Origin of the sequence: Gillisia marina (assembly GCF_000258765.1) — a bacterium.
Classification (GTDB): Bacteria; Bacteroidota; Bacteroidia; order Flavobacteriales; family Flavobacteriaceae; genus Gillisia; species Gillisia marina.
This window is the reverse complement of sequence record NZ_AJLT01000086.1, coordinates 1-11,536: the sequence shown is the minus strand read 5'-3', so window position 1 is coordinate 11,536 and position 11,536 is coordinate 1. Positions and strand designations below refer to the sequence as shown.

The 11,536-nt window shown below is 32.7% G+C and carries 15 protein-coding genes; all 15 read left to right on the top strand.

Features of this window, described 5'->3' with window-relative positions; all coding sequences use genetic code 11:
• Positions 1–389 (top strand): T9SS type A sorting domain-containing protein (locus ON07_RS13575; protein ID WP_010232540.1); only part of this gene is annotated, 389 nt, incomplete at its 5' end.
• A gap of 473 nt (positions 390–862) precedes the next feature.
• On the top strand, positions 863–1,597 hold the full coding sequence (locus tag ON07_RS13570; protein WP_010232538.1) for a hypothetical protein: 735 nt from the start codon (positions 863–865) through the stop codon (positions 1,595–1,597).
• A 133-nt stretch (positions 1,598–1,730) separates the two neighbouring features.
• Entirely contained in the window at positions 1,731–2,054 is a 324-nt protein-coding gene (locus tag ON07_RS13565) for a hypothetical protein (protein WP_010232536.1), read from the top strand.
• 154 nt (positions 2,055–2,208) lie between these two features.
• A complete protein-coding gene (locus tag ON07_RS13560) occupies positions 2,209–2,508 on the top strand; it encodes a hypothetical protein (RefSeq protein WP_155807245.1) in 300 nt (99 codons plus the stop codon).
• Positions 2,509–2,605: 97 nt separating this feature from the next.
• The gene (locus ON07_RS13555) at positions 2,606–3,490 is read left to right on the top strand and encodes a hypothetical protein (protein ID WP_010232533.1); all 885 of its coding nucleotides are present in this window, start codon (positions 2,606–2,608) and stop codon (positions 3,488–3,490) included.
• 73 nt (positions 3,491–3,563) lie between these two features.
• On the top strand, positions 3,564–3,749 hold the full coding sequence (locus tag ON07_RS13550) for a hypothetical protein (RefSeq protein WP_010232532.1): 186 nt from the start codon (positions 3,564–3,566) through the stop codon (positions 3,747–3,749).
• Between the two features lie 79 nt (positions 3,750–3,828).
• Positions 3,829–4,323, top strand: a complete 495-nt coding sequence (locus ON07_RS13545; RefSeq protein ID WP_010232531.1) for a hypothetical protein — start codon at positions 3,829–3,831, stop codon at positions 4,321–4,323.
• Positions 4,324–4,470: 147 nt separating this feature from the next.
• The gene (locus tag ON07_RS13540) at positions 4,471–5,655 is read left to right on the top strand and encodes a glycosyltransferase family 4 protein (protein WP_010232530.1); all 1,185 of its coding nucleotides are present in this window, start codon (positions 4,471–4,473) and stop codon (positions 5,653–5,655) included.
• Between the two features lie 43 nt (positions 5,656–5,698).
• A complete protein-coding gene (locus ON07_RS13535) occupies positions 5,699–6,643 on the top strand; it encodes a glycosyltransferase family 2 protein (RefSeq protein ID WP_010232529.1) in 945 nt (314 codons plus the stop codon).
• 34 nt (positions 6,644–6,677) lie between these two features.
• Entirely contained in the window at positions 6,678–7,778 is a 1,101-nt protein-coding gene (locus tag ON07_RS13530) for a glycosyltransferase family protein (protein WP_029332040.1), read from the top strand.
• Positions 7,779–7,781: 3 nt separating this feature from the next.
• Positions 7,782–8,330 (top strand): acyltransferase, encoded by a 549-nt coding sequence (locus ON07_RS16070; protein ID WP_010232527.1) that lies wholly within the window; start codon positions 7,782–7,784, stop codon positions 8,328–8,330.
• Positions 8,331–8,388: 58 nt separating this feature from the next.
• Positions 8,389–9,630 (top strand): glycosyltransferase family 4 protein, encoded by a 1,242-nt coding sequence (locus ON07_RS13520; RefSeq protein ID WP_010232526.1) that lies wholly within the window; start codon positions 8,389–8,391, stop codon positions 9,628–9,630.
• Positions 9,630–10,220, top strand: a complete 591-nt coding sequence (locus tag ON07_RS17300; protein ID WP_237708942.1) for a hypothetical protein — start codon at positions 9,630–9,632, stop codon at positions 10,218–10,220. The genes ON07_RS13520 and ON07_RS17300 overlap by 1 nt, the downstream gene beginning before the upstream one ends.
• 244 nt (positions 10,221–10,464) lie before the next feature.
• Complete coding sequence (locus tag ON07_RS17295) at positions 10,465–10,911, top strand: hypothetical protein (RefSeq protein WP_237708941.1); 447 nt, start codon at positions 10,465–10,467, stop codon at positions 10,909–10,911.
• Positions 10,912–10,914: 3 nt separating this feature from the next.
• Positions 10,915–11,536: glycosyltransferase family 4 protein (locus tag ON07_RS13510; RefSeq protein WP_010232524.1), on the top strand; the 622-nt coding region annotated here is incomplete at its 3' end.

The window sequence follows — 11,536 nt, the reverse complement described above, 5'->3', positions numbered from 1 at the left end:
ACAACACAGCCTTGAGCGCGACAGAGATTAATAACTTGGCAAGTATGACTAGCACTCTTAAAACAGCAGCAAATGAATTTTCTAAAAAAGAGAAATTGGAGAATATAGAGATTTCCGGTAAAGTATTTCAGAAGGAAATATTGGCCTATCCAAACCCATTTACTACCAACACATTTGTAAGTTTTACACTTTTAAAACATGACACATACTCTATAACCTTGTATAATAATATAGGGATTAAAATAAAGGATATTAAAAAAGGCATGAGTAATGCAGATGAGCCTAATACCATTGAAGTTGATGGATCTTGGTTGCCTACAGGTGCTTATTTACTTAGAATGGAGACCGGTAGTGGAAAAAGTAAAACGATAAGGTTGCTTAGAAAGTAAAAAATTATAATAGTGGTGTTAAGAAGATAAAGTATCTACTGTGTTTGTTTCCAATAAAATTGTGAACATGCTATGAGACGAATAATTAAACCTTCAAAAAAATAAGTATTAATGAAGCTTTGTTATCACTAAGAATTGACTACAATCTTCAACGTTTTTCAAAAAACAAAACACTGTGTTATTTCTCGAATTTTTTTTGATCCAATAAAATATTTTTAACGATTAATAAGAAACCATTATGCAATTGAGCGAAAACAATAATTTCACATTTAATAAAATATTCTCATTCAGAGAACGTAAAAACGGGTATTCTAAACCAATAATTGCAGCTATTAGGAAAGTAATTCCAAATGCGGTTAAAGAAAAAATACATCGAAATAAAAGCATAAAAAAAGTATTATGATCGATTACGAAGGGCAATTATAAAGCCGATAAAATCTCCAAGAGTCTATATAAAGCAAGGTATTTCACGCATGGGTTTTTTTGAAATTTTACATGAGCGAAATGTGGAATATGTACTACTTCGCTGGTGGCATGATTTACCCGAAATTCCAGAAGGGGAAGACATGGATATTTTGATAAAAGACGAAGATCGCGATCTAATAAACGATTTGGTTGTCTTTTATGATAATGGGACCGATTTAAAATGTGATTTTTATACCATTTCCGGAAGTAAACACGGCAGCCGTAGAAATATTCCATATTTTCAATCCAATCTAGCACATTCTTTAGTTGAAAAAAGAATATTATATAGAGGAGCTTATGTGCCTTCTCCTTTAACTTACTTCGCTTCCCTTGCGTATCACGCAGTTTTTCATAAAGGTTTTAATTCAGGATTGCCCGGCTTCGAAGAAAAGCAAACCGAGGTAGAACATGATTATACTTCAGTATTAAAAGATCTTTCAATGGAATTGGGTATAAATATAAACATCACTACTCAAGGCATATTTAATTGGTTAAAAGAGCAAAACTTTGCGCCAGCAGATGATACTTTAGCAAAGCTTGTTGAGTTGAAACCAGAGTTGGGTTTTTTGCAAAAACGTCTTTATTCAGACATAAGAGGGGGAGATCTTATAGTGTATTTAGTGAGAGAAAAACTTTTAGAAGACGGATTGCTTGAGGATTTCAAGAATTTCTTGGAAGATAAATATCAGTTTGATATAATTGACACCCGCATCCTAAATTCCGAAGAAAAAAAAACATTGTAAGCATCAAATTCGAGGAGGTAAATGGGATAAAGGTCCCTATAAATCTTCTGGTGGCCCTCCTGCTGTTCTTATTGTTGCATATGATTATTATCCTTGGCCACTAAATAGTGTTGAAGCCAAAAAGCAAACACGGATGACAAATAGAAATAATCCTAATGCTAAATATGATTTTAGAGAGCTTATTAATAGTTCAACTAAAATAAATGAAAAATACAATGGAGTGCATTCCTCCGACAACGAGCTTGATGCTTGGTTTTATATATCCCAGATTGGGGAGGAATACCGAGATGCAATTTCGAAAGAGGTAGAAATTAGAAGACGGCACTTTACTGGAATATGGGGTGTAGAAAAAACACTGTCTGCAGGACAGATTTCGAAGGTAGAGATTATTAAATATGGTGAAGGTTTAGGCGTAAAAAAAAACGTTTCGTCCAGGAAAAGAAATCTATTTTCATAGAGAGCTTTTTGCAATAAAAGAACTTTCAAAAGAACTAACATTTATTCCATCATTGTTAGAAGAAGGGGAAGGGTATTTCGTAGTTCCATATTTAAAAAATATTTTGAGTGAATTACCAGATGCGGAAAAAATTAAAATACTGTTTTCTAAAAGAATGGAAATAATTAAAATTATAGAAAGTATGAGTTTAAGAGGCTTGGCATATATTGATTTTACTCCGGAAAGTCTTATTATCACTCCAAACAACACACTCTTTTGTACAGGCTTTTCATTTTTACAAAAATATGAGACTCCAATTTTAAATATAGAGCAAGGTGTTGAAATTACAGGGATACCCAAAACAGGTAATTTTGATCTTCCTAAAAATTTTGATACGAATTCTAGTTCATTTAATCATGTATGGGGACCTTCCATAGGGAATTGGGAGAGCAATATTCTTAAGAACGGAAATTAATGTGTTACCATATTGTATGGGTTTATGAAAAATTAATATCCACTAAAAATGGAATGTGGTATAAAGCCCATGCTTTATTTTAAAAAAGAAGTTTATTATGGCAAAAATTATTGAATTGTGTGGTTCCCCTGGGGTTGGGAAATCCAGTATTTTTTATGAGCTTGAAAAGAGACGAAATAACGATAAATGGATAACAGCTTCCAACACCAATCCTTATGGGGATAAAAGCATCCTTGATTTTGCGAAAAGCATTTTCAAAAAAGTTAAACACAGAAAATATGCAAGAACATCAATCACTAATAAATCGGAGCGTTTATATGAAGTTTTAAGGTTTGTCTATAGAGAAATTAAAAAAGGTAGAAAATTTGTGGATTTAGAAGCGATGAAGGACGCTGGAGATCGCTTTGTGGGTGAACATCCAGAATTTATTGAAGCCTGTTGGGGCAATATTTTTGCCCGCCAAAGAAGAAGCTATAATGGTTTAGATTTAAGATTCGAAAAGGCAGAATTTATATATAGAATCATAAAAAAAAAATCAAGTTTTAAAAAGAAAAAAATATCTAATAAAACTATAATTATAGATGAAGGTTTTATAAATATGATAGACCGAGGCTTATATAAAAGCACTACACGGGAGACCGAAAGGCAAGAGATTTATGAACTTTTAGAGATCATGCCATTGCCAAATGCTTTGGTTTATATTGAAACTGATTTAAATGAAAATGCAAAAAGGCTTTTCTCTAGAGCTGAAATACGAGACATGCATAAAGGATTGTCCATGGCCGAATTAATAGATTGCACAAAGACTTGCAGGGAACGAATTTTAACGGCTATAAAGCATTTGGAAAATAAAGGAATGCCGGTATTATATATAGACGCTTCAAATCCCATCAAGGAAAGCGCAAATATAATAATAGATTTCGCAGAAAATTTTGAACTACATGCAGTAAATAATAGTCCTGAAAAGGCCATGATAGTTTAGTGTGTTGTTATTTTTTTAGATCCTCATTTTTAAGAATTTATAACTGTTTTGTATTTATAAATTACAAGAATAAATGGCCAAGTATATAGAATTTGTCGGAGTTCCTGGGGTTGGAAAATCAACAACCTATGAATTTTTAAAAACTACACAGGTAAAAGACTCCAAATGGCTTCCTTATGAAGAATTATACAAAAATAAATACAACGATAAAAAAGGAATTAAAGAGTTATTAGTAAACTTCTTAATTAAAAAAAATTAGGCCTCAAGCATTATCTAAAAATAGGCATGATAGGCTTATATTAAATAGGGCTATAAATAAAAACCCCGAATTAATTGATTTGTTTTGGCAGACTATTTCTAAAAGAAAAAATATAAAAGGAGAAGAATTAAGGTTTTACGGAGCTAATTATATTCGGGCTATTTTAGAGAAAATTCAAAAAGTAAGAGAGGAGACTTCAGATAAATTCTTTTTGCTAGACGAAGGCCTTATACACAATCTTAATTATTTTACCCCTAACGGATCAACTTCAGGATTTAAATTACAGGTTTCTGAAATACTTAGTCTTATGGATTTGCCAAATGCAATAATCTATTTTGATGGTGATGTTACCACCATTGTTGAAAGAACGATGGAAAGGGGAAACCTTCGGATTAATGATAAATTTTTGACACCTCAAGAACTTATAAACTCAAGATTGGAATCCATTAAAGAAAAAAGCATGTATATAAATGCCGTGAAATCTAAAAACATCCCCGTTTTGTCATTAGATGCAAATGATAGTGTGAGGGATAAATCAGACAAAATAATTTCTTTCATTAACAACTTAGGATAATATTATTTTATGAGTTAACACCCTAAGTCATTTTAAATACCACTATCAAAAAGTACCGTCCTTACTGCTTTTATAGCTCTAGCTCATTTTTGGATTTAGTTCTAAATCGTCTACACAATAAGAAATGAAGTTAAAAACATACTTATTATGAAAATTGCATTATGCTCTAAAGGAAATTTTTCTTTAGAAAAAGGTTTTACCAAAAACAGAATTGAATTGGCCGAAGCTTTACACAAGCTTGGTTGGGAAACTGTAATGGTAGATAAACAAAAGTTGGGCATTCCTTCAAAAGAAAAATATAATGCTAAAAAGCATAGCACAGCTTTAAAGGAATATCTAATAAATAACTGTTATCAATTTGATGTGGTATTGTATGAATATGATACGCTTCCATTTAATAGAAATTTATTTGATAAAAACACTTTGTTTGTAGCGAGACCTGCTATTCTTGATTTTCATTTTTCCAGAATAAAATTCAGATATAATCTTAAAACTAAAATAGCTCGATTAATAAGACTATTTGTAAATAGAATACATGGAAATAATATCGATACTGAAGCGCTTTACAAGAAAATTGAATACAGCCTAAATCAATCGGACTTAATTCAAGTACAAAATACTAAGGATCGCAATTTGCTAATTACGCGTGGTTTTAATTCAAATAAAATTATAATAGTTCCCAATGGTATAAGTTCAGATCGAATTTCAATGTTCAAGCCTAATTCAAATAAATATCAGGAGCCATTTATCTTGGCATTTGTAGGAACATTTGACTTTAGGAAAGGAGCAATGGATTTTTCAGATATTTTAAGTGATTTAAAAAACCGTTTTCCTTCTATTAAGCTGAAATTATTAGGAACCATTTATACTGCTGATTGGGTTTTTAATTTTTTTCCAAAAAAACATCATTCATGTATAGAGGTAATTCCCAAATTTAAATCAGAGGATTTACCTGAACTATTAAAGGATTGCACCATGGGTTTTTTTCCCTCGTATCTTGAGAGTTTTGGTTTTGGGGCTCTAGAAATGATGTGTGCAGGATTACCCGTAGTTGCTTATAAATCCCCTGGCCCATCAGATTTTATTCTTCCAGAGCTATTGGTTCCCACAGGCGATAGAAAGGCATTGTCTAAAAAAATAATAGCACTTCTCGAAAACAAGGAAGAATTAAAAAAGAAATCAAAAAAAGCCCGGGAAATAGTAGTACGTAATTATTGCTGGGAAGATATAGCTAAAGATGTTGATGTGCACTACAAGTATCATTTTAGCAAGAGAGGCTATGCATATAAAATAGGTGTTAAAAACATTAACATGTTACCTATTCAGGAATAGATTTTCATTATTAATTAAGATCACTAATTTAAATTGTTTTCATATGACACCATTAGTTTCAATTATAATTCCGGTCTATAATTCCGAAAAATATATTCTAAAGACCATAGAAAGTTGTTTGCATCAAACCTACAAAAATTTTGAAATAATAATTATTAACGATGGAAGCACAGATAGATCTGAAGAGATAATAAAACAATTTAGCGATATAAGAATAAAATATTCTAAGATTGAGAATAGTGGTCCTTGTTACGCTCGAAATTTTGGAATAACTAAAGCTACCGGTGAGCTGTTTCAATTTTTAGATGCAGACGATATTTTAGATAAAAGAAAGCTGGAATTTCAGGTTCGAAACTATAAGTCCAACGGTGATGAATTTATTTATAGCGGAATTATGGGATATATTATTAATGATCAAAAAAATCTTGAACCAGATTTCGATTTTTACTACAAAAACCTAGAAGTTGAAGAATATTTTAGAGAGATGTTTAATCATTTTGGAAAATACTACACTACAGGAATGTGGTTGGTGCCAAGAGCGTTGGTAGAGAAAACTCATGGTTGGGATGAAAAAGTATTAATAAATAATGATGGAGAATATTTTTCTAGAATTATTCTGTTTTCAAAAGGGGTCTTATTTTGCCCCGGTTCAAAATTTTATTATCGTAGAGATGTGCCTATGAGCGTTAGCAAACGTTTCAATTCTAAGCATATTTATGAAAGTTGGTTGTACTCATATAGTTGTTATACCAAGTATTTTCAAGAGAGATTAAATAAAGAATCTGCAGATGAACTAGGGAGAATAGCTTTGAGCATTTATTACTGCAATTCCTATCCCAACCACCCAGATCTTTTAAGCAAATGCAAACAACAAATAAGACAGTTGGGATATTACACCCCTGTGGCACATGGCGGAAGGATATTTAAATTTATATCTGCCATAATAGGTGTTGAAAATGCCTTGGAAATTAGATCTCTAAAGAATTGAATTGATTTTTAAACAATTGCTTTTAGGTATAATTATGAGAATAATATTTGTATGCGGTTCACTTGAAGTAGGGCGAGATGGGGTTGGAGATTATACCCGAAGACTAGCTAGCGAATTAATAAGGCAAGGGAATCAGGTTGCTATTCTAGCTTTTAATGACCGAAATGTCAATGGAATAATTAGAGAGAAGCAGAAGCAAGAAGGCATAAATGTGAATGTTCTTCGATTAGGTTCTAAAGCGCCTGCTAGAAACAGACTACGCAATGCAAAAACTTGGATTGAAGAATTTAATCCCGAATGGATAAGTCTGCAATATGTTCCTTTTTCTTTTCATGAGAAAGGACTGCCATGGCGCTTGGGGAATCAATTATTAAAATTGGGTGCCGGAAAGTCTTGGCATATTATGTTTCATGAACTATGGGTTGGCATGGATAAAAAAGCCTCATTTAAAAATAGAATTTATGGTGCTTTACAAAAGTATATTATAAAGAATACCATTAATGTATTAGACCCCAAAATAGTACATACTCAAACATGCCTTTATCGCGAACATATTAGCCAGCTTGGCTATAAAGTAGAACTTCTACCATTATTTGGAAATATTCCAATAATAGATCTACAAGAAGAAAAAAAAAATGAAGATTTAATAAAGATCGCAGTGTTTGGGGGAATTCATTTTGGTGCAAATTTAAAAAAAATGGTTAAAAAACTTCCGGAAAAGAATAAGTACAAATTCTATTTTATTGGCAGTAATGGGCCAGAACAGAGAAATTGGATAGATGTTTTAAAGGAGCATAATATAGATTTCAGGAATTATGGATGGTTAGAAAATAATGAAGCTTCAAAAGCATTATCTCGATGTCAATGGGGGCTTACCAGTACACCTTATTATTTAACAGAGAAAAGTGGGTCTGCAGCAGCTATGTTAGAACACAACTTAACAGTCTTTTGTATTGCTCGTAAGTGGAAACCCAGAAATATAAGAACGAAAATTTTAACCAACGATTCCATTATTAGATGGAGCAACAGTTTGAATATAGCCGGTTTTGTAGAAAACAAAGACTCTAAATATGAACAAAATTTAGAAAAGGTTACTAGAAAATTTGTTAAAGGGTTAAAATCAAATCAATTTTAGTCAATGGCAACATTACAATATTTATGGAAACATAGAGCTAAGTTTTCTGCTGGAAGCATTCATTTTTATAAAGCGTGGGGAAAACGAATTTTTACAATTAAAGAAGTGCTTCAGCGAAATTCTAGAAGGACTAAATTAATTAATGGCGGAGCAATAATTTGTAAAACCTCAGAAATTGGAAATATTAGGGCAGAAGGGAATAAATGTAATTTAACAATTGGAGCACATTCATTTTTAGGAAAGGCGGAATTGGCTTTACACGATCAAATTACATTAGGTAAGTACGTGTGCATAAATGACGGGGTAAAATTATTGAGTGGATCACATAATATTAATGACCCATTTTGGAAGCTTATTAAAAAACCCATCATTATCCATGATTATGTTTGGGTGGCTACAAATGCTATTATTCTTCCGGGAGTAACTATTGGAAAAGGAGCCGTTATTGGTGCAGGTGCTGTAGTAAGCAAGGATGTTGCCCCATTTTCGGTAATGGTTGGAAATCCCGCTAAACCATTATTAAAAAAAAAGAAAAGAATTTTTTATGTATGATCCATGCCAATTTCTAGCGGGGAATACGGCCTGGTTAGTTGGTTAACTGTTCTTAGATATGGGGAATAAAACAATATTACTTTCACATCCTACAGGAAATTCTAATGTGCGTGCTTTGTTAGGGGGACTTATTAAAGCTGGATTATTAGGCAGGTTTTATACTTGTATCGCTATTTTGGAAGATAGCTTTTTACAAAAATTTGCTAGGGTTTTCCCAATAAGTGGACTAAGAAAAAGAGTTTTTAATTCTGATGTAAAACCTTATCTCTATGTAAGACCCTTAAAGGAAATTGGTAGATTGATTTCTCAAAAAGTAGGATGGAAACAAGGAGTAGAGCATGAAGAAGGGATTTTTTGCATAGATAAAGTATATAGCGATTTAGATAGATTTATATCTAAAAATTTGAATAACATAGATGCTGTATATGCTTATGAGGATGGTGCTTTATCAAGTTTTCGAAAAGCAAAAGCGAAAGGCATTTTTTGTATATACGATCTACCTACCGGATATTGGAGAGCACATGATAAGTATTTAATTGATGAAAGGATAAATAGGCCTGAATGGATGAGGACAGTTACTTGCGTTCTCGATTCTAAAGAAAAATTAGCCAAAAAAGATGAAGAGCTTGCCTTGGCAGATATCATTTTTGTTGCCAGCAATTTCACAAAAAAAACATTGGAATTGTATCCTGGAATTCTCCCTCCTGTGTATGTGATTCCCTATGGGTTCCCACCAATATGCGAAAAAAGGACCTATAAAAGTTTGAGTGCTAGAAAAATTAATTTATTATTTGTTGGGAATCTTACACAACTTAAGGGAATAGCAAATGTATTGGAAGCCGCTAAAATTCTTAAAGGTAAAGTCAATCTAACGATCGTAGGAAAACGAACAAGCTATAATTTTTCACCCTTAGAAAAGGAATTAGCAAAGCATACTTGGATACCATCACTTCCAAATGAAGAGGTTTTAGCATTAATGAGACAACAGGATATTTTAATTTTCCCATCTCTTTTTGAAGGCTATGGATTGGTGGTGGCAGAGGCAATGTCTCAAGGAACTCCAGTAATTACAACAAATAGAACCTGTGGTGCAAATTTTATTGAGGATGGTATTAATGGTTGGATAGTTCCCGCAGGTAATACTTCTGAAATTGTGAAAACATTAAATAAGATTTTAGAGCACCCGGAGTGTATAGCTAAAATAGGAACAGAAGCTTTAAAGACCGCTGCAAAATCTCCAATGTCTATCTATGGAGATAAATTATCAGCATCCATTGAAGATTTTATAAAATCAAATTGATGATAGATCAGGAAGTATTAAGAAGTTTAAAACGTGCCATTTGGCTATATTTTTTCTTGTTGATCTTTGAAGGAGCCTTAAGAAAATGGGTCTTGCCAGGGCTTTCAGAACCTTTATTAATTGTTAGGGATCCGGTTGCTATATGGATTCTTTATAAATCTATTATAAGTGGCCTTTGGAAACCTAATGGTTATGTGCTCTCAATTTATGCAGTATCCATTCTAGCTTTGGTTTTAGCACTTTTCATTGGACATGGCAATATTTTAGTTGCTATATATGGTTTGCGCATTACGTTAATACATTTTCCTTTAATCTTTATTATTGGGATGGTTTTTAACAGGGAAGATGTATTAAAAATGGGAAAAGCTGTTCTTTGGCTTTGTATAGGAATGACTATTCTGGTTGCTATACAGTTTTATAGCCCACAATCTGCTTGGGTTAATCTTGGTATTGGGGGCGACTTAGAAGGTTCAGGTTTTGGAGGTGCTGCAGGTTTTTTTCGTGTTCCAGGGACATTTTCTTTTACCAATGGTCTAGCTTTTTTTTTATGGGTTAGCAGCGGCCTATATTTTTTATTTTTGGCTAGATAAAAAATCTGTTCATATATCAAAATCCTTATTGTTAGTAGCCACTATCTCACTTTTAGTTGCAATACCACTAAGTATTAGTAGGACAGTTTTATTTCAAATTGTATTAAGCTTAGTTTTTATGCTAATCATTTCAGGAAGAAACCCTAAAATTATAATTAGAGTGTTTACTGCTTTAATAGTAGGCTTTTTTCTTTTATTAATGCTGAATAATTTTTCCTTTTTCAAAACTGCTAGTTATGTATTTATGGAAAGATTTACCAGTGCCAACGAGACCGAAGGAGGATTGGAAGGAGTTTTTATCGATCGTTTTTTAGGAGGGATGTATGGTGCTGTTACTAACGATAAATTTGAATTTTGGGGTGAGGGAGTAGGTATGGGAACGAATGCAGGAGCTAAAATATTAACTGGCGACAATTCCAAGTTCTTGATTGCAGAAGGAGAATGGGGTAGAGTAATTGGAGAAATGGGACTAGTATTAGGGATCATCGTTATACTAATTAGAGGAGGGGTTGTACTAGAATTGTTTCGAAAAGCATGGGATTCTATAAGGATGAACAATACACTCCCTTGGATGTTATTGAGTTTTGGGATGATAATTATTTTGCAAGGACCCTGGGCTCAGCCTACTACATTAGGATTTGGAATTCTAATTGGTGGATTAATATATGCTTCCATAGAAAAGGATCATTAAAATATGGATATAATAATTTTTACTCATCCCAGCTTCCAAGGCTCTCAAAGTATGCCTAAATATGCCAATATGCTTGCCGATGGTATGAGGCAAAGGGGGCATAAAGTTGAGTTATGGACTGCTACCAAATTTTTTTACCAGATTCCTTTAGGAAGCTTTTTAAAAAAATGGCTTGGCTATTTAGATCAGTTTCTGGTGTTTCCTTTAAAGGTGAAAACTAGATTAAAAAAATATCCTAAAAACACACTTTTTGTATTTGCAGATCAAGCTTTGGGGCCTTGGGTACCTTTAGCAATTAAGCGACCTCACGTGGTTCATTGTCATGATTTTATTGCATTACATTCTGCATTGCATAGAATTCCTGAAAATAAAGTTGGATTTACAGGGATACTTTATCAAAAATGGATTCGAAATGGATTTGGAAAAGCAAAAAATTTCATTTCAATTTCAATTAAAACCAAGGAAGATCTTCATGCCACATTACCTAATAAGCCTTTAATATCTGAAGTTGTTTACAATGGACTTAATCAGAATTTTGAACCTGGAAATTTACAGGAGGTAAGGGCGAATCTTAAAGATCAATTTGATATAGAATTGAAAAATGGGTATATATTACATGTGGGGG

Excerpts from the sequence above, each read along its gene's own strand:
- ON07_RS13555 (WP_010232533.1), top strand. The coding sequence starts at position 2,606 with ATGGCAAAAATTATTGAATTGTGTGGTTCCCCTGGGGTTGGGAAATCC.
- ON07_RS13520 (WP_010232526.1), top strand. The coding sequence starts at position 8,389 with ATGGGGAATAAAACAATATTACTTTCACATCCTACAGGAAATTCTAAT.
- ON07_RS13535 (WP_010232529.1), top strand. The coding sequence starts at position 5,699 with ATGACACCATTAGTTTCAATTATAATTCCGGTCTATAATTCCGAAAAA.
- ON07_RS13530 (WP_029332040.1), top strand. The coding sequence starts at position 6,678 with ATGAGAATAATATTTGTATGCGGTTCACTTGAAGTAGGGCGAGATGGG.
- ON07_RS17300 (WP_237708942.1), top strand. The coding sequence starts at position 9,630 with ATGATAGATCAGGAAGTATTAAGAAGTTTAAAACGTGCCATTTGGCTA.
- ON07_RS13560 (WP_155807245.1), top strand. The coding sequence starts at position 2,209 with ATGGAAATAATTAAAATTATAGAAAGTATGAGTTTAAGAGGCTTGGCA.
- ON07_RS13540 (WP_010232530.1), top strand. The coding sequence starts at position 4,471 with ATGAAAATTGCATTATGCTCTAAAGGAAATTTTTCTTTAGAAAAAGGT.
- ON07_RS16070 (WP_010232527.1), top strand. The coding sequence starts at position 7,782 with ATGGCAACATTACAATATTTATGGAAACATAGAGCTAAGTTTTCTGCT.
- ON07_RS13565 (WP_010232536.1), top strand. The coding sequence starts at position 1,731 with ATGACAAATAGAAATAATCCTAATGCTAAATATGATTTTAGAGAGCTT.
- ON07_RS13570 (WP_010232538.1), top strand. The coding sequence starts at position 863 with ATGGGTTTTTTTGAAATTTTACATGAGCGAAATGTGGAATATGTACTA.
- ON07_RS17295 (WP_237708941.1), top strand. The coding sequence starts at position 10,465 with ATGGAAAGATTTACCAGTGCCAACGAGACCGAAGGAGGATTGGAAGGA.
- ON07_RS13550 (WP_010232532.1), top strand. The coding sequence starts at position 3,564 with ATGGCCAAGTATATAGAATTTGTCGGAGTTCCTGGGGTTGGAAAATCA.